Annotated in this window: 12 protein-coding genes, 1 tRNA gene and 3 pseudogenes; 4 read left to right on the top strand and 12 right to left on the bottom strand. The window is 28.2% G+C overall.

Going from position 1 to position 19044, the window contains the following annotated elements; translation table 11 throughout:
- The first annotated feature begins 203 nt into the window (after positions 1-203).
- Positions 204-1337 carry a porin gene (locus tag Bsans602_RS02470; protein WP_500836948.1) on the top strand — a complete coding sequence of 378 codons (1134 nt, stop codon included), beginning with the start codon at positions 204-206 and terminating at the stop codon, positions 1335-1337.
- A 107-nt stretch (positions 1338-1444) separates the two neighbouring features.
- Positions 1445-2556 (top strand): annotated as a pseudogene (locus tag Bsans602_RS02465) (D-alanine--D-alanine ligase family protein).
- Here the strand turns inward: Bsans602_RS02465 and Bsans602_RS02460 are convergent.
- Both Bsans602_RS02460 and rplY read right to left on the bottom strand, forming a co-directional pair.
- Positions 2538-2611, bottom strand: a tRNA-Pro gene (locus tag Bsans602_RS02460). The pseudogene Bsans602_RS02465 and the gene Bsans602_RS02460 sit on opposite strands and share 19 nt — an antisense overlap.
- A gap of 409 nt (positions 2612-3020) precedes the next feature.
- On the bottom strand, positions 3021-3314 hold the full coding sequence (gene rplY, locus Bsans602_RS02455; protein WP_500836947.1) for a 50S ribosomal protein L25: 294 nt from the start codon (positions 3312-3314) through the stop codon (positions 3021-3023).
- Positions 3315-4160: 846 nt separating this feature from the next.
- Here rplY and folE point away from each other — a divergent pair.
- Positions 4161-4826: a GTP cyclohydrolase I FolE gene (folE, locus tag Bsans602_RS02450; RefSeq protein ID WP_500836946.1), complete on the top strand. Its 666-nt coding sequence runs from the start codon at positions 4161-4163 to the stop codon at positions 4824-4826.
- An 890-nt stretch (positions 4827-5716) separates the two neighbouring features.
- Here folE and metG read toward each other — a convergent pair.
- Positions 5717-7366: a methionine--tRNA ligase gene (gene metG, locus Bsans602_RS02445; protein WP_500836945.1), complete on the bottom strand. Its 1650-nt coding sequence runs from the start codon at positions 7364-7366 to the stop codon at positions 5717-5719.
- Between the two features lie 545 nt (positions 7367-7911).
- Here metG and gnd point away from each other — a divergent pair.
- Positions 7912-9321 (top strand): NADP-dependent phosphogluconate dehydrogenase, encoded by a 1410-nt coding sequence (gnd, locus tag Bsans602_RS02440; RefSeq protein ID WP_500836944.1) that lies wholly within the window; start codon positions 7912-7914, stop codon positions 9319-9321.
- Between the two features lie 280 nt (positions 9322-9601).
- Here gnd and hisIE read toward each other — a convergent pair whose 3' ends face one another.
- The 9 genes and pseudogenes from hisIE to sbcB all read right to left on the bottom strand — a co-directional run.
- Positions 9602-10258 (bottom strand): bifunctional phosphoribosyl-AMP cyclohydrolase/phosphoribosyl-ATP diphosphatase HisIE, encoded by a 657-nt coding sequence (gene hisIE, locus Bsans602_RS02435; protein ID WP_500836943.1) that lies wholly within the window; start codon positions 10256-10258, stop codon positions 9602-9604.
- Positions 10252-11028, bottom strand: a complete 777-nt coding sequence (gene hisF, locus Bsans602_RS02430; protein WP_500836942.1) for an imidazole glycerol phosphate synthase subunit HisF — start codon at positions 11026-11028, stop codon at positions 10252-10254. The genes hisIE and hisF overlap by 7 nt, the downstream gene beginning before the upstream one ends.
- Complete coding sequence (locus tag Bsans602_RS02425) at positions 11010-11750, bottom strand: 1-(5-phosphoribosyl)-5-[(5-phosphoribosylamino)methylideneamino]imidazole-4-carboxamide isomerase (RefSeq protein WP_500836941.1); 741 nt, start codon at positions 11748-11750, stop codon at positions 11010-11012. The genes hisF and Bsans602_RS02425 overlap by 19 nt, the downstream gene beginning before the upstream one ends.
- 3 nt (positions 11751-11753) lie before the next feature.
- Positions 11754-12343, bottom strand: a pseudogene (hisH, locus tag Bsans602_RS02420) (imidazole glycerol phosphate synthase subunit HisH).
- Positions 12340-13410, bottom strand: coding sequence for a bifunctional histidinol-phosphatase/imidazoleglycerol-phosphate dehydratase HisB (gene hisB / locus Bsans602_RS02415; RefSeq protein ID WP_500836940.1), 1071 nt, complete (start codon positions 13408-13410; stop codon positions 12340-12342). Before hisB ends, hisH begins: the two are co-directional and overlap by 4 nt.
- A gap of 18 nt (positions 13411-13428) precedes the next feature.
- Positions 13429-14505, bottom strand: coding sequence for a histidinol-phosphate transaminase (gene hisC, locus Bsans602_RS02410; RefSeq protein WP_500836939.1), 1077 nt, complete (start codon positions 14503-14505; stop codon positions 13429-13431).
- The gene (gene hisD, locus Bsans602_RS02405; RefSeq protein ID WP_500836938.1) at positions 14492-15817 is read right to left on the bottom strand and encodes a histidinol dehydrogenase; all 1326 of its coding nucleotides are present in this window, start codon (positions 15815-15817) and stop codon (positions 14492-14494) included. The genes hisC and hisD overlap by 14 nt, the downstream gene beginning before the upstream one ends.
- Positions 15818-15821: 4 nt before the next feature.
- Positions 15822-16721 carry an ATP phosphoribosyltransferase gene (gene hisG, locus Bsans602_RS02400; protein WP_500836937.1) on the bottom strand — a complete coding sequence of 300 codons (900 nt, stop codon included), beginning with the start codon at positions 16719-16721 and terminating at the stop codon, positions 15822-15824.
- A gap of 513 nt (positions 16722-17234) precedes the next feature.
- Positions 17235-18692 (bottom strand): annotated as a pseudogene (gene sbcB, locus Bsans602_RS02395) (exodeoxyribonuclease I); the annotation flags it as partial.
- Positions 18693-19044 lie beyond the last annotated feature (352 nt).

Below are 19044 nucleotides of genomic sequence, written 5' to 3'. Positions count from 1 at the left end.
AATATGGTTGAGTTATTTGAAAATTTCATCTTGTTTTTAATACTATAATATGGTTAGTATATTGTAATGGTATTAGATGATTTTAATATGCGATATCAATTAATAGGTATTAATATGTGTTGATTGTTACTAAAAAAATTAATGTCAGATTTAGGAGTGGAATTGTTAGTAGTATTACTTATTACATATAATGAGGTATGAATATGAAATTACGGTGTTTTACTAGCCTGGTTGCGACTATGGTTATGGCAAGCACTGCTGGGGCTGCTGAAATTTATAATAAAGATGGAAATATATTAAATATGTTTGGTAGTGTTATTGGAGGTCATTATTTTTCTAGAGAAAATACGAAAGATGGGGATAATTCATTTTTAAGATATGGATTTTCTGGAAAGACATATGTTAATGATAAAATTGTAGGTTTTGGTATGTGGGAGCATGAAATTTCATTAAAAAATGTTGAGGGAATTAATGTAAGTAATAGTGGTGGTAATAAGGTATTGCTTGGTTATGCTGGAATAAAATTTGGAGATTTTGGAAGCGTTGATTATGGTCGGAATTATGGAATCCTGTATGACGTAGGATCATGGACGGATGTAATACCCGGATTTGGGGGAGATATATCGTTTATAGATAATTTTTTGTCTAATCGTAGTTCGAATGTGGTTACATATCGTAATAAAAATCTTTTTGGTTTCGTAAATGGTTTAGATTTTGCTTTACAATATCAAGGTAAAAATGATGTTAATAAAGAAACGGGTCGTACTTTGAAAACAGCTAACGGAGAGGGATATGGAGTGTCTGCGTCTTATTCACTGGATAATGGATTAGCTGCATCTGCTGCCTATGCTAATAGTAAGCGTATTGCTGAACAATGTTTTTTAGATAATAATGGTGGTAGCGGTAGCAGTAATGATAATGCTGAAGCATTTTCTTTTGGAATAAAATATGATGGAAAAGGGATGTATGTTGCGGCTACTTATGGAGAGACTTATAATATGACACCATTTGGAAGTTTTTGTGATAACATTACTACAGAAAATATTTACGGATTTGTTAATAAAGCAAAAAATTTGGAATTGGTAGCTCAGTATCAATTTGATTTTGGATTACGCCCTTCTATATCTTATTTACATTCAAAAGCTAGTGATTTTGAAAGTGGTTACAGTAATTTTTTAAAAAAATGTATTACAGTTGGAACTAGTTATGTGTTTAATAAAAATATTTGTACTACTATAGATTATAGAATTGATTTACTAAATAAAAATAGCTTTACTGATGCATCTAATATTAATCCTGATGATATTATTGCATTAGGAGTAGCCTACGTATTTTAGTTGTTTCGCTTATGTGTTTTCTACTGTACTAAAAAGGCGAGTTATTTATATAACTCGCCTTTTTAGTACAGTAGAAAACAGAAAAATATGTTATTGAGGGATAGCATATGTCTAAATTATGTATTGGTATCATTTGTGGGGGGCGTTCTTTAGAGTACGAAATTTCATTAAAATCAGCTATGTGTATTGCGCAATCTATTGATAAACGTCGATTTGAAGCAACGATTCTGTTGATAGATAAAAAGGGGTATTGGCATGTAAAAAATATAAACTTTGACACTTTATTTTGTTATAAAGATGATACACATATTTCGATATTATTGAAAAATTATCCTCATTGTTTTTCATCGAATACTAAACACATAAATGATTTATTAAAATTTGATGTTATTTTCCCTATTATTCATGGGACATTAGGAGAAGATGGGGCTTTACAGGGTTTATTATGTATGATGAATTTACCATTTGTCGGGTCCCATATTTTAGGTTCATCTATAGGTATGGATAAAGATGTATCTAAACGTTTATTACGTGATGCAGGTTTATCGGTGGTGCCATTTAAAACTTTTTTAGTAAATGATCAACATAATATAGATTTTGATGATCTTGTTTCTACGTTTAGTTTACCTTTTTTTGTGAAGCCAGTAAATCAAGGATCATCAATAGGAGTGTCAAAAGTTACTAATTATAAATATTTTAATCAAGCATTGGCGAAAGCTTTTTATTATAGCCATAAAATATTGATAGAACCAGCTATTATTGGAAGAGAATTAGAATGCGCAGTGTTGGGTAATGACAAACCAGAGATTAGTGTATGCGGTGAAATTATGTTGTTAAATAATAATTTTTATACTTATTATGATAAATATATCGCACATGATGCTCAGATCTTGATACCTGCTTTAATTAATGATTTAATAAGTGATGAGATTCGTAGTATTGCTTTACGTGCATTTCAGATATTAAATTGTTCTGGAATGGCTCGTGTAGATTTTTTTTTAACTTCAGATAATCAGATTTTTATAAATGAAGTGAATACATTACCTGGATTTACTTATGATAGTATGTATCCTAAGTTATGGGAGGTAAGTGGATTGAATTTTCAAAAATTAGTTACTAAATTGATAGAGCTAGCATTGGATCTGCACGATAAAAACAATTGTTTTTATCGTGCAGATAGTGGGTTTTATTAAAGTATTTTCGGCATGAGAGGATTTGAACCTCTGACTTCCGCCACCCCATGGCGGCGCGCTACCAAACTACGCCACATGCCGTTTCCTGAGTTTTATTATGAAAATTGCAAAAACAGAAAATTAATTTTCCAAAAATATAGATGCTGACATTATATACAATATACTTGCAAAGTTTTTATTTATAATAGTCAAATCTTATATATTATGTAGCGTGTTGTGCTCTTTATTAGTTAGTAAGTCTACCTTGTTTGATTAATAACAAATCAGAATAGAAGCATGCATAATATAAATAATAATGATCTGATGAATGTTTGTGAGCTATAAAATAGATTGTTAATTTTATATATAATATTAACTTAGTTTAATTTACACTATTTTTATGGTATTTCTTTATTACAACAAGAAAAAGCGGAAGACTTATATTTAAATTTTAGATCTGCTAACTTAATAGCCTTAGTATTACAAATAAACTTACTATTTTTAATTAACATTAAATATATGCGAAATCAATATGAATTGGTTTAGGTTTAAAAGGGTGGTATTGTATCTCTTGTATTTTAACTGTAATAGATTCTTTATTTTCAATAAATAATAGAATTAGGTTATGTTTATACAGTTGTGCTACTGAATCAGGATGCAGAATTTCATTCTGATTAAGTATAATGGATAAATTTTTTTTATTTCCTTTTTGATAGATAATAGCTGGACATTTATTTTGTTTACGTAAGCGCCTTGTTGCGCTTTTTTTTTGATACATACGCAAGCTAGCTTTGAGTGTTAACATTGATTTAATGCCTACAAATATAATATTATGATTAAATTATAATATCTATTTTTGATAAAATTTTTATATTTTATGTGAATTATTTATTATTATTTTTATTATTACAAATAAATTATAAGTTATAATCTACATACTATTAAGTATAGTGTGGTTATGTCACTTATATTGTAATTTATTTGCATTAAATATGTCAATATATATTTGATCATAAAAATGATAGTTGAGTACATTTATGATAATCAAATGTGTATTCATAATTTTATTTTTAATTTATGAGGTATAACAGTGCGTTATTTTATTGAAAATTAAAATTTTTTAATTTCAAACAGTATATGCTTTAAAAAATTAAAATATAAATTTTTATTTCATTTGTTTTTGGAAAGTGGTTGTAGTATTTGTTATGTCATTTATATCATACATGAATAATGACTTGTTTTTATTTATGAAAATTAGACGATAATATAAATATATAGCATAAACAATGAAATGAATAAGTGTAATATAAGTGTATATTATTAAATAATTAAGTCTTCTCTACATAGATAGGACTATGTAATAGTTAAAATATGTATTATTTGGTTATTCAAGTTTTATATGAGATTGTTTTGTTATGAAAAATAATAAAAGATATGGTTCATATAGATGATATTATAAGAGAATCTAATTATATAAATAAAGATTAAGGAATTTAAAAATTAATATATTTGATAATAAGTTATTATAGTCATTAAATTTAAGATTTTAATATTTATTAATATGAATTTAATTATGCTAGTTGTTTTAATATTATTATAAACATTATATTATACTAAACAATTAGAAAAATATCTATTTAGAGCAAGCTGTATGCCTATCTTGACGCAAGAAGCACTATTAGTACGTGATGCTTTATTAGTGCAAGGATTAGAAAATCCATTAATAGCATTGAATATCAATAATCAAATTCGTAAACGTCGTATTGAAGATCATATGAAAGCTATTGTGCATCTTCTTAATCTTGATTTAAAACATGATAGTTTGTCACATACTCCCAAACGCATAGCTAAAATGTATGTAGAAGAAATTTTTTCTGGTTTAGATTATTCAAATTTTCCTAAAATTACAATTATTAAAAATACAATGCAAATCCATGAAATGATCACAGTGCGAGGCATTAATATCACTAGTACTTGTGAACATCATTTCATTGTTTTTAATGGTACAGCTACTGTTTCTTATATTCCAAAAAAAAAAGTGATTGGTCTATCAAAAATAAATAGAGTAGTGCAGTTTTTTTCCAAAAGACCACAATTACAAGAACGACTGACAAAACAAATTTCTTTAGCATTACAAACATTGCTCAATACTAATGATGTAGCAATATTTATTGATGCAGTACATTATTGTGTAAAATCTAGGGGTATACATGATATTAATAGCACCACAACTACTATTGCATTAGAAGGAGTATTTAAGTCTAACGAAAATATTCGAAAAGAGTTTTTACATACAATTGTGTATTGTAATCATTGAATTTTATTTTTTATAAAATTTATAGTATTTATATGCAGAAAAATAAAATTTGCAAGACATAGCAATCATTTAGAATCATTTATCATACTATAATATTGTGTTTTTTATATAAAAATCTATTTATTTTAATTGTTTCAAATAATGATTAAAATAAATAGATTTTATGATATGTAAGTTATTTTTACATACATATAATATATAGATATAAATTTTTAATGAAAGTTATATTTGTTTATAAAAAAATATGATTTTTATTATTTAAATTTATTTATTTAAGTTGAGAAATAATTCAGTATTTATTCTAGAATAATGTATCTAATTATTAGAAAAATAGGATGATTATCATAAATTAAACATTCGTTATTCATATTAGTTTTACGTATTTGAAAGTTTTTATACATAAAATAAATTAAATTGCATGATGATAGTATGTGAATGCGCGAGATAATTTCAATGGTATAATTTTCATTGTGTATTCTTGTTTTATTAATTGTTTTAATTAGTTATTATTCTAATTATACTTAGTATCTAAGTGTCACGGAAATACATATTATAGGATGGTATATATTAGAAATTATTTCAATAAATTAAATCTTTTTACTAACTTAAGTTTTTATATTTGCGTGTTTTTACATATTAAATCTATATGTGGGTTGTGTAAAAAGATGACAATCATTGCATTATGTCATAATGTATTTTTATAATAATCTTTATATATATATATATATATATATTGATTTTAAATCAAAATATATGTTCATTAATAATATTTAAATTTTTGTATGGTTTGATTCGTAAATATATATTGTCGAATAATTTGACCGTTATATTTTAATATCGTTATGTTGTAGATAATTTTTACTGTAGTAAATTTATTTCTATATTTATAATTAAGAGTTATGTGATTGTGATTTGTTTTCTATAGATGAAATTTGATCGGCACTAATACGGAAAAAAATTATTTTAAATTTATTAATTCGATGATTTAATAATGGGGAAGAAAGACTATCCCATGTGAGATGAGTATTAAGAAAATGTTCACTATATTTAGCTAATTTAGGCAAGACGGGTTTTAGGTAGATCATTATAATGCGAAATAACTGGATGCCCATAGAATAAATGGATAAAGCTTCCTGTTTATGGTTTAGATTTTTTGCAATAATCCATGGGGCAGTTTGATCGATGTAAAAATTTGCTTCATCTGCTAATTTCATTATTTTACGCATTGCATAATTAAATTCTCTTTTTTGAAATAATTCTCCTATAGAGTGTTTAGATTTAACAAAAATATCATATAGAACTGGATTTGCTAATGTGTTTGCTAGTTGTCCATTATAATATTGGTGTATGAATCCAGAATTTCTAGATGCTAGATTTAATACTTTATTAATGAGATCTGCATTTACTTTAGTGGTAAAATCTGATAGATTTAAGTCTATATCGTTAACATGAGATGAAAGTTTGGTAGCATAGTAGTATCTTAAATAATCCGGATTTAAATATGATAAATAGGTACTGACGTTAATACATGTACCTCTTGATTTTGATATTTTAGCTCCATTGATAGTAACATGTCCATGAACAAATATATTAGTTGGTTTTCTAAATTGGCTACCTAACAAAATGGCTGGCCAAAATAGACTGTGAAAATAGATAATATCTTTACCTATAAAATGATATAATTCTGCTTTGGAGTTTAAGTTCCAAAAATATTTGAAAGATATATTTTTATTTTTTTTGCACAAGTTTTTAAAAGTTCCCATATATCCTATAGTTGCATCCATCCAGACATAAAAATATTTTTCTGAGGTATTAGGGATTTTGAATCCAAAATACGGTGCATCTCTAGAAATATCCCATTTTTTTAAACCTAATTTAAACCATTCTTCTATTTTATTGGCTACTTCCTTTTGTATGCTTCCAGATTTTATCCATGTATGTAATGTATCGGTAAAAGCTGGTAAATCAAAAAATAAATGTTCAGATTTGCGTATTATTGGAGATTTTCCAGAAAGAACTGATTTTGGATTTATAAGATCTAAAGATGTATAAATGGCGCCACATATTTCACAATTATCTCCGTATTGTTCTGATGCTTTACATTTTGGGCATACACCTTTTATAAAACGATCTGGTAAAAATATATTTTTTTCAGGATCATATAATTGATGAATAAATTTAGATGTAATAAATCCATTTTTTTTTAATCGAAAATAGATATTATTTAGTAATTTATGAGTTTCTTCACTGTGAGTAGAATAATAGTTATCATAACTGATGCCAAATGCGTAACAATCTTGTGTATGTTCTTGTTGTATTTGAGCAATCATTTTTTCTGGTGTTATATTAAGTTTTTGTGATTTTAACATAATAGCAGTTCCATGCGCATCATCTGCGCAAATAAAGTACACATGATTTCCCTGCATACGTTGATAACGCACCCATATATCTGCTTGTATATGTTCCAACATATGCCCAATATGAAGGGACCCGTTAGCGTAAGGTAGGGCGCAAGTAACTAGCATTTTTTTTGTAGTCATATCACAAAAAATCAATTGAAATACCTAAATATGCTATACGATAACATATATTTAACGTTGTTAAAAATTATTCTTATATTTTATAAGTAACGTTGTTGAGTATAATAATGTAATAAATTATTCAATATTAAAATAATAAAAATTAGATCAAATTTATTTTTTAATAGCGTATATAAATAATTTATATGGTTGTTGACAGAGTCAATGTTTTGACTAATAAAATATATTTCTATAAATTTATGATATATTTTAGATTTAAATGTAGTATAAGTAAAACGTAAATTTTGTTGTGTTCATACATATGAAACATATATTTCATATATGAGTGCTTTTTAAAATATATGATTGATTATATCAGCTTATATGAATAATAAGTGTTTTAAACTAATAATTTATATTTATGAGTAATTTGTATCTAAAATGTTTTTATTTTTATATTTAATATATTTATGTATAATATTTTGTACCATAAATTAGATATAGTTAGTAATACAAAACTATTTCTGTTATAATGTAGAACATATTTATGTTATGCAGGAGCGAATGTGTTTACAGAACAAAAAATTGGTATTATCGGGATGGGTGTTATGGGGCGAAATTTAGCGCTAAACATTGAAAGTAGAGGTTATTGCGTTTCTATTTATAATCGTTCTAAAGATAAAACCAATGCGGTTATTGCTAATAATCCAAAAAAAAATATTATCCCGTTTTATTCAGTAAAAACATTTGTGCTATCTTTAAAACAGCCTCGTTTCATATTTTTAATGATCACATCAGGAATATATATTGATGATATTATAAAAATATTGTTAATGTATATAAATCCAGGAGATATTTTAATTGATGGCGGTAATTCATTTTATAAAGATACCATGCGTAGAAATGTTGAATTATCAAAAAGAGGAATAAATTTTATTGGAACTGGAATCTCCGGAGGGGAGGAAGGAGCTTTGAAAGGGCCATCTCTTATGCCTGGAGGACAAATAGACGCATACGAAATGGTTGAATCAGTTTTTAAAAAAATTGCAGCTCGTGTTAATGATGAAGCTTGTGTTGCATATATAGGACCGAGCGGTTCTGGTCATTATGTTAAAATGATACATAATGGTATAGAATATGGAGATATGCAGATAATTGCCGAAATATATTTTTTTCTAAAAAATATATTTCATTTTACTCATGAAGAATTAGGAAAAATTTTTAATGAGTGGAACAAAGGTGAATTAAATAGTTATCTTATTGAAATAACAAGTCGTATATTTGTTAAACGAGATGACAATGATAAATATATTATTGATTCTGTGTTGGATGTGGCGGAAAGTAAAGGTACCGGAGCATGGATTAGTCAGGATGCTATTGATCTAGAGATACCATTAAATATGATAACTGAATCAGTGTTTGCTCGGTATGTATCCGTTCTTAAAACTCAACGTATTAAAGCATCAAAAATGTTTCTAGGACCAAATAGAAAAGATTGTTTTGAAAATAAATATTCGTATTTAGAAAAAGCACAAAAAGCATTGTATCTTGGTAAGATTATTTTATATGCACAAGGTTTCTATCAGTTGAAAATAGCATCTGATAAGTATCATTGGAATTTAAATTATAAACGAATAGCTAAAATTTTTCGCGCAGGGTGTATTATTAGAGCAAGATTTTTGCAAAAAATTATTGATATTTATTCTCAAAATCCAGAAATAACTAATTTAATGTTGTCTCCATATTGTGTTTCTGTTGCAAATAATTATCAAAAGATGTTGAGGGATATTGTAGTTTGTGGTATTCAATATGGTATTCCAATGCCTGCATTATCTTCTGCTATAGCATATTATGATAGTTATCGTAGTGATTTATTACCTACAAATCTTATTCAAGCTCAAAGAGATTGTTTCGGAGCGCATACTTACACATGCGTTGATAAAAAAGGTTCGTTTCATACTAATTGGCTAGAATAAATATATAAAATATTACTGTGTGAATTAAAAGTGAATTTAATAGCACTGTTAGTACGTATTATGTGCTATAGATAGAATGGATAGGTATATGTTTGTTAACATATATATTTGACGACATGGTTTTTATCTGCTTTATTAGAAATGGTATATTTGTTAATATAAACCTGATAATTTGAATAGTGTTCTTCTGTATACTTGTTATACTTGTATTTGTGCATAAAAATGAATAATAATCATAACACTAATACTGATGATATTTGGTTTATTATATTGCTTGATTTTATATGTCATATTTTATATGTTTATTGTTATGGTTGCGTATTTTTAGTTCTTGAATAATTTCATTAAAAGTTGTTGATTTACATTGTAGAAGGACTAGCAGATGATAAATTAGATCTGACGCTTCATTAATTAGTTCTTCTTTTGTGTTGCGTTCATCAGAGAGAGCTGCAAGTGCGGTTTCTAAACCTTCCTCCCCAACTTTTTGAGCAATACGTTTAATACCACTAGTATATAAATAAGATGTATAAGATGAATTGTTCGAGTGAGATGGTATATTTTTTTTTGCAGATATAATGTTTTCTAGTTGGTAAAGAAAGCTTAAATCTGCAATGCCAGGATGGAAACAGCTACTAGTGTTCTTGTGACAAGTAGGCCCGCAAGGTAACGCAAAAATTAATAATGCGTCATGATCACAATCTGAATGCCAATTGATTAATTTTAATGTGTTTCCAGATGTTTCTCCTTTAGTCCATAATCTATTTTTACTGCGTGAAAAAAAAGTAACATACTTAGTTTGTTCTGTTTTTATCATCGATTCTTTACTCATATGTCCTAGCATTAACACTTCTCCTGACCTAGCATGTTGTATAATAGCAGGTATTAAACCGTTATTTTTAGTCCAGTTTAATTGTTGATGTTTATTTTTGATTAGCATAATCTAATTTGTATTCCTTCTTTAGATAAGAATTGTTTTAATTTATGAATATTAATAATTTTTTTATGAAAAACTGAAGCTGCTAATGCGCCATCTACATTAGCATCACGAAAAGCTTCTAAAAAATGTTGATAAGTACCAGCTCCACCAGAAGCTATAAGTGGCACTTTGCAGTGTTTTTTAATGTGTTTTAATTGATCTAAATCATAACCATTTTTCATTCCGTCTTGATTCATCATATTTAATACTATTTCTCCGGCCCCATATTCTTGTACTTTTTTAACCCAATCTAATGTTTGCCATGTTGTAGTTTTTGTACGATAACTATCCCCAGTATAACATCGTACTTGGTATATTTTTTTTTTAGGATTACGCCAGGTGTCTATACTAACGACAACACATTGTGTACCTAAATGATCAGCCAATTTTTGGATTAGTGTTGGATTGATTAAAGCAGGAGAATTAATTGAAATTTTATCAGCTCCATATGCAAGAATTTGTTTAGCTTGCTTTACTGTACTGATTCCTCCAGCAACACAGAATGGGATATTTATTATTTCAGCAATTCGAGAAATCCATTTTTTGTCTACTACTTGATTGTTAGGAGATGCAGTAATGTCGTAGAATACTAGTTCATCTGCTCCTTCTCTTGCGTAACGATTTGCTAAATCTAAAATATCTCCTACAATTTTATGGTCTTTAAATTGTACTCCTTTGATTACTTTATTATTAGCTACATCAAGACAAGGAATTATTCGTTTTGCCAACATGATATCGCCTCAGAAATAGTAAATTTATGTTCTAAAAAAGCACGGCCGATAATGATCGCTTTGACTCCAGCGTAACGTAATTTAGGAATTTCTGTTAATTTATAAATACCTCCAGACGATTGGAATAATATTTTTGGCCAAGAACGACATATAGATTGATATAAAGATATATTACTGCCTAATAAAGTTCCGTCTTTGGAAATATCTGTACAAAGAACATGTTTTAATCCTATAGTGTAATATTCCTCTATTATTTGTTTTAATGTCAAATTAGTTTCTTTTTTCCAACCGTAAATAGCTATTTTTTGATCTTTTGTAGAAGAAATTCGTATATCTACTGCTAAAACTAAATTATTTGGATCAAAATATTCAAACCATTTCTTTACCATTTTTGGATTTGTCACTGCTACAGAACCGAACACTATACGTGTTGCTCCTGCTTTCAGAAGGTATTCTATATCTGCAGTGTTACGTATACCTCCTCCTACTTGTATATTTGATAAAGGAGTAGCTTCTTTTATTAATTGGCTAATTAATACACTTTGTTTTTTTTCTGGATTCTGCGCACCAGTTAAATCAACTAAATGTATCATTTTTGCTTTTTGACATACATATTGTCGTAATAATGATACAGGGTTTCCGTAACTAGTTTCCATATGGTAAGATCCTTGATATAGTCTAACTATTTTTCCGTTAATAATATCTAGCGCGGGAATAATCACAAATTAAATCTCCAAAAAATTTTTTACTAATTGTTGTCCAGGTGTGCCTGATTTTTCTGGATGAAACTGTACACCAAAAAAATTATTATATTCTATAACTGAACTAAATGATTGGCCATAATTTGTTGCGGCAATGGTTATATGACATATTTCTATGAAATAGCTATGCGCAAAATAAAAATAGTTGTTTTTTTTTATACCATCAAATAAAGAATTTTTTTTAGGAACAGTAATAGTATTCCATCCCATATGTGGTAGCGGAAAACCATAATATTTCATACGTTTAACAGGTATATTAACAATTTTTAAGGTCTTGGTGCCATTATTCTCATCGCTATAAGCACCGAATAACTGCATTCCCAAACAAATACCTAATATTGGTTTAGTACAGTTTTGTATTAACGCAATTAGATTTTTTTTTTTAATTGCTGCATTGCGGCTTCAGCGGTGCCTACTCCTGGTAAAAACAGTTTATCTGCTTTAGATATAATATCAGCTCTATCGCTAATTATTGGATTGTGCCCTAATTTATGTAACATGGTTTTTACAGAAAATAAGTTAGCGCAATTGGTGTTTATAATAACTATATTCATAACAATGTTCCCTTAGAGCTTGGTATATTATTATTATCTACATAAATAGCTTGGCGTAATGCTCGACCAAAAGATTTAAATAAACTTTCTGCTTTGTGGTGGTCGTTATCTCCGATTGCTTGTAAATGTAAAGTGCAATTCATTTTTGAAGATAATGAACGAAAAAAATGTTCTATCATTTCAGTGCTGAGATCTCCTATTTTTTGAAAATTATATTTAGCTTGATAGTGAAAGTATGTTCGTCCAGAAAGATCTAATATACATTGTGCAATACTTTCATCCATAGGTAAGGTGAATCCAAATCTTCTAATACCGCATTTATTGTTTAGCGCTGCGCTTAAGGATTCTCCTAATGTTAAAGCAGTATCTTCAACAGTATGATGGTCGTCTATATATAAATCTCCTTTTGCTATAATATTCATACGTAATCCAGCATGAATGGCTATTTGTTGCAACATATGATTAAAAAAATTAATTCCGGTATTAATATAACTTTTATCATTTTGATCTAACCATATTTTTATATCTATATTAGTTTCTGCAGTGGTGCGATGAATATGTGCTGATCTATAATGTTGTATTAAATAGTTTTTAATTTTTTTCCAACCAAAATTAACACGATGATACCGTATTCCTTGAATACCCATATTGGTAGCTAAAATCATATCAGTATCTCGATCTCCAATAACATAACTATTAAATTTATTTAATCTGTTATCGCTTAACCAAGAATCTACTAAAGCAGTTTTTGGTTTGCGACAACTACATTGTTCTTCAGGAAAATGAGGACAAATTAATATTTGGTTAAACTCAATACCTTGAGACTGAAAAATTTGGATCATTAGGTAATGTAGCTCATTAAATTTTGCTTTAGGAAATGAAACGCTTCCTAATCCATTTTGATTAGTAACTATAACAAATTCAAAACCTATATTTTTCAGCGCTATAAGAGCAGGAATAACATGTGGTTCTAATGAGAATTTATCTAAAGAATCTACTTGAAAATTGTCTTTTGGTTCGTTAATTAGAGTTCCATCTCGATCTATAAATAAAATTTTATGACCCATGAGTGCTCCTATATTTATTTACGTAGATGACGATGAAACGCGTAGCTTTTTTAAAACAGAAACTACGCGTTTACATTCATTAAATGTACCGATAGTAATGCGTGAGCAATTAATTAATCCTAGTTGATTGCTTTGATCTCTTAAAACTATACCTTGATTTAATAGTTCATTAAAAACTTGATAGTTTGGATTAAATCTAACTAATATATAATTAGCATTACTATTAAATATTTTTTGGACACAAGAGCATTGTTTTAAACCCGTAACTAATATGTCTCGGTTTGTATTGATCATAGCTATTCTGTTTTTGGTATATTGTATATTTATTGGGGTTAAAGCTTGTTCTGCGATGTCAATTACTGGAATAGATAATGGATATGGTGCTATAACTTTGTTTAATAATTTGATAATTTCTGGATTAGCTAAAGTAAAGCCGCAACGTATTCCTGCTAGCGCGAAAGCCTTGGATAAAGTTCTTAAAATAACCAAATGTGGATACATAGACAGCCAGCGCACCAAGCTTGCATCGGGACAAAAGTCAATATATGCTTCATCAGTTATTAATAGCGCTCGATTTTGGATAATATTTAATAACTTTTTTAAACTATTTAAATGAATAATATTACCAGTAGGATTATTTGGATTACAAATGTAAATTAATTTAACGTTATTTAGTTGTGACTTAATAGATACTAAATCAAGTTGCCAGTTTTTATTTTTTGGTATGATCCGATAATTAATTCCTAAAATTTCCGCAGTGGTTTTGTACATACCATATGTTGGAGGACAAAATACAATAACGTCTTTTTCAGGGTTACAGAATACTTTCATTAATAACTCAATACTTTCGTCGGCTCCTCTGGATACTAAAATTTGATCAGGTCGTACTCCAGCATAGTAAGCATATTTATTAATTATTTCTTGCGGTTGGCACGCAGGATATCTGTGAATTTTTTTATAATGTAATTGATAATCAGGAGCTACTGGAAATTCATTAGCATTAAGCCATATACTACCTGAATGTGTTAATTTTCTAGCAGATTGGTAAGGTTGTAGAGTTAGTACATTATTTCTAGCCAAGTCACGAATGTTCATTTTGTTCCTTGATATGGTTAATGCGATATATTACAGCATATTCATGAGCTTTTAATTGTTCAACTTGTGTTAATGTTTTGATTGTTGATGATAATCTCAAGAATCCATTTTGCGTTAGTTGTTGTACTGATATTCTTTTTTGAAAATCTGCAACTCCCAAACCAGATGTAGTGATTGCACGCCCATATGTAGGTAACACATGATTAGGTCCGCTTGCATAGTCTCCAGCAACTTCCGGAGACCAATTACCAAGAAATATTGATCCAGCATTAATGATGTGATTCAAATAATCTTGAGCATTTTTAATGTGCATAATTAAGTGCTCTGGAGCATAGTTATTACTTATAGAAAAACATTCTATTAAATTATCAGTAATAATTATGCGACCATTAATTAATGAATCTTTAATTATATTTTTACGTGGTAGTATTTGTAATTGTTTGTGTAGTTCTTGTTTTGTTTGTTCTGCAATGTGTATATCGGGAGTGATTAGTATCATATGTGAATTAGGTCCATGTTCTGCTTGTGCTAAAAGATCTGCTGCAATAAAAATAGGATTAGCTGTATTATCTGCAATAATCAATACTTCGGAGGGACCAGCCAACATGTCAATAGCTGTTCCATTTGGTGCAAAATTAATTTGCCGTTTTGCTTCGGTAACCCAGGCATTACCCGGTCCAAATATTTTATCTACTTTTGGAACAGATTCAGTACCGAACCCCATAGCAGCTATAGCTTGACTTCCTCCTATTTGATAGATCTCATTGATTCCACAAAGTTGTGCAGTATATATAATTGTGTCGGGTACTGGAGGGGGAGAACATAATATAACACGTGTACATTGAGCAATACGAGCTGGAACGCCCAACATCATCACTGTTGATACTAATGGCGCAGTTCCTCCTGGAATATATAATCCAACAATATTTAATGGTCGAATAACTTGCTGACAATATACTTCTGGGAAAGTTTCTAAATTTATTTCTGAAGGATATTGTGCTTGATGAAATCGTGTAATATTTTCTATCGCGATGTGTATTGCTTTTTTTATTGTGTTAGATAACTCATTACCTGAGTTTATAATAGTTTCAAGTGGAATCTTCAATTGTTTAGTTTGTACGTTATCAAAATGTAGATTAAATTTAAATAAAGCACGGTCCCCTTCGTTATAAACTTGATGAAGGATGTCTGCAACAATTATACTAATATCCTTTTTTGAGTTATTGTCTATTGGACGGATAAGTAATTTCTTTCGTTCAGGTTCAGAATAACAGTTCCAATAAATAGATATAGGATGTTCATAAGAACTCATAATATTATTCCATCATTTTTTCTATTGGTAATACTAAAATAGAACTAGCTCCAAGATTTTTTAAATTTTCCATTGTTTCCCAAAATAATGTTTCATTGCTTACCATATATATTGCTACACGATGTTGATTTCCTGCTAATGGTAATACTGTTGGACTTTCTGCTCCAGGTAGTAAATTAATAATTTCTTCTAATTGTTCAGTAGGAGCATGTAACATGATATATTTGGAACCTCTAGCTTGTATAACCCCTTGGATACGAATCATTAATTTATTGATTAATGATTGTTTTATATTTGATAATTTTCCAGATCTCTGAATAAGACATGCTCTAGAGCGATAAATCACTTCTACTTCATGTAATCCGTTAGCTTCTAATGTGGCTCCAGTAGAAACAAGATCGCAAATTGCATCCGCTAAACCAACTCGTGGCGCTACTTCCACCGAACCGTTTAGCAAGCAGGATTTAAAATTAATACCCAATTTATCTAAATACTGTTTTAATAGATGTGGATATGAAGTTGCAATTCGTTTTCCTTGTAAACATTTTGGCCCGTCCCATGGCTCATCTATTGGTAAAGCCATGGATAGTCTACAATCTCCAAAATCTAATCGACGCAACATAACATAACAAGGATTATCTCCTTGTGACCGTCTTGATAATAATGCTTCTTCTAATACATTTTCTCCAATAATTCCTAAATCTACAATACCATCCATAACTAAACCAGGGATGTCGTCATCTCGTACTCTCATGATATCGATAGCCATATTTTCTGCAAATGCTAGTAGGCGTTGTTGTTGTAAATTAATTTTGATGCCACATTGTTCAAGAAGCTGTTGAGATTCTTTGCTTAATCTTCCTGATTTTTGCATTGCTATTCGTAATCGTGATCTATCCAACATGGTATTTTACCTTATGTAAAGAATTTGTTGTAACTAAATACTTTAACAAAATTTGTACAATAGAAGTAATTTTGGAGTTTTAATGAATAAAGGATTCAAATTATTTCTATTGTTAATTTATTTGGAGAATCGGCTAGGATTATGATGATAAATTAACATATGAAGCACAATTTTTTTCATTAAAAAATTTTTAATATTCTAATATTTTAACTAATATAATTAAATTTGTATAGGGTTAAATGTTATTCAGTTACTTTATTTTATACGTGTATAATTAATATTTTAATTAAATTGAAAAATATTTTATGACGTTTGTCATATGTTTTAGCCTAAAATAATTATGCAAAAAGTTTTAGCGTCATAGTTATGACCATGTATGATTAGTAATCATAATGCGGTATGTGTCATATGTTTATAATATTTTATATTTATGTGCAACTTTTATTTAATTTAGTTTATACCAGATCGTGTAGTATTTGTATTCACAGATACAAATACTAAAAAATTATTATTTTAATGAAAATTAAGGCAATTTGCATAAAGATACTGATAATACTGTTGTAATAAATGTAAAATTTTAGTTTTTTGTTTATTATAGCTATAGATTGATAAAAGTATATTTAATTTATCATTATAAGATTTTGACTGATTTTCAGTAAATAATTTATCTTTTATATAATTTGACCATTCTTTTTGTTCCTGCTGATTTAAAGTGTTGGGAAAGTTGCGAGCTCTATAATAGTATAATAATGGCTTTAAGCGACTATCAACATTGTTGATATATAAATTTTTTAAATTTTTTGGATGAGTTTTTTGGATATGTAAGATTATTTTTTTATCAGCATTATTGAAGAATCCGTGATACAATAAGGAATCTACATGGAGGGTTTTGCTTAGAGTTTTTTGGCGCATGTACGATTCGATGATAGTATATAGGGTATTTATTTTTTTACGCAGGTGCATACCATTCTCATGAGTTCTGAGAAAATTTAAATTTTTTGAACAATGTTGATAATTGATAGACAACTGCATGAACTCATTGGAATTGATGTTATTTTTATTTAAAAAACTTATTGGTATTAAAGTGGGACATGCGTTTAATCGGATCAGTTGTAATGGTATATTTTTTAATATGTTGTCTATCGTTATATTGTTGGAATATAATTTTTGATATATTGTGTTTATGTTTAAATTTAACAAAGTATCAATATTTTCATTTAAATTACATGCGATTAAAATATTAGCATTTGTGGGATGCCACATAATTGGAGCTATATAAGCTATAAAATTATGGTATTTACTGTTAATTTTTTTGGTTATAAGTATTAGAGGTTGCGTGGTTTCTAAATCAATTATTTTTTTCAGTTGGTGTTTGGTGCGATGATGAAATAAGAATTGAAACAATTCTGGTTGAGCTGTTTTTATTAATTTTGCTAATTCTAAAGTAGCATATACATCTGACATGGCATCGTGAACGCTAAGGTGTGTTATAGAATTTGCGTGTGTTAAGTCTTTGAGACGAAAGCTAGGTTTGTTCTGAGTATTTAATGGCCATTTAATGCCATTTGGGCATAATGAATAATAAGCGCGTAATACATATAATAAGTCCCAACGTGAATTTTCTTGTTGATAAGCCCACATATAAGGATCATAAAAATTTCTATAGAAAATATTTCTACTAAATTCATCATCAAAATGAACATTGTTATATCCAAGTATGCAAGTTTTAGGAATACAGAATATTTGGTTGATACGACGGGCAAATTCGGCTTCTATCAAACCGTTGTGTAAAGTATCTTGAGGGGTAATGTTTGTAATCAGTACAGATTTTGGATCGGGAAGATAATCATTGGGTAAGCGACAAAAAAAAACTTTTTCTTTTTCTATTGGAGAGAAAGAATCGTTAGTACGGATTCCAGCAAACTGTGCTGGTTTATCTAGCGCTGGATTCATTCCAAAAGTTTCATAATCATAAAAAAAAAACTAGCATTTTTAGTATTTTTATTTATTAACATAATTCCATCGATGCTTTCAATATAAATAAGTAGTATTTAAGTTATTTATTGGTATGAATAAATTATATGTTTAGACTTATGTATAATATATTACATTTTCTGACACAATATAAACAAAATATAATCGCATATTATATAGTTAATTTAATTTATCATGACTAATGTAGTGTTAGTATAAATATTTATAAATATAAAATCATCATATCAATATGAGTAATATTGATTGGTACAATCGAATAATATTGTGATTTTTCAATCTGATTAAAATTAAGTATTCTATACTACTTATAATATTTATAAATATAAAT

The sequence above is a fragment of the Candidatus Blochmannia sansabeanus (nom. nud.) genome, assembly GCF_059935345.1.
The sequence above is the reverse complement of the archived record's forward strand: the minus strand, read 5'-3'. Positions and strand labels throughout refer to the sequence as shown.

Bases quoted from the DNA above. Each gene is read 5' to 3' on its own strand.
- rplY (WP_500836947.1), bottom strand. From the start codon at position 3,314: ATGTTAACACTCAAAGCTAGCTTGCGTATGTATCAAAAAAAAAGCGCA.
- Bsans602_RS02470 (WP_500836948.1), top strand. From the start codon at position 204: ATGAAATTACGGTGTTTTACTAGCCTGGTTGCGACTATGGTTATGGCA.
- hisIE (WP_500836943.1), bottom strand. From the start codon at position 10,258: ATGCTAATCAAAAATAAACATCAACAATTAAACTGGACTAAAAATAAC.
- hisD (WP_500836938.1), bottom strand. From the start codon at position 15,817: ATGAGTTCTTATGAACATCCTATATCTATTTATTGGAACTGTTATTCT.
- hisF (WP_500836942.1), bottom strand. From the start codon at position 11,028: ATGTTGGCAAAACGAATAATTCCTTGTCTTGATGTAGCTAATAATAAA.
- metG (WP_500836945.1), bottom strand. From the start codon at position 7,366: ATGACTACAAAAAAAATGCTAGTTACTTGCGCCCTACCTTACGCTAAC.
- folE (WP_500836946.1), top strand. From the start codon at position 4,161: ATGCCTATCTTGACGCAAGAAGCACTATTAGTACGTGATGCTTTATTA.
- hisC (WP_500836939.1), bottom strand. From the start codon at position 14,505: ATGAACATTCGTGACTTGGCTAGAAATAATGTACTAACTCTACAACCT.
- hisB (WP_500836940.1), bottom strand. From the start codon at position 13,410: ATGGGTCATAAAATTTTATTTATAGATCGAGATGGAACTCTAATTAAC.
- hisG (WP_500836937.1), bottom strand. From the start codon at position 16,721: ATGTTGGATAGATCACGATTACGAATAGCAATGCAAAAATCAGGAAGA.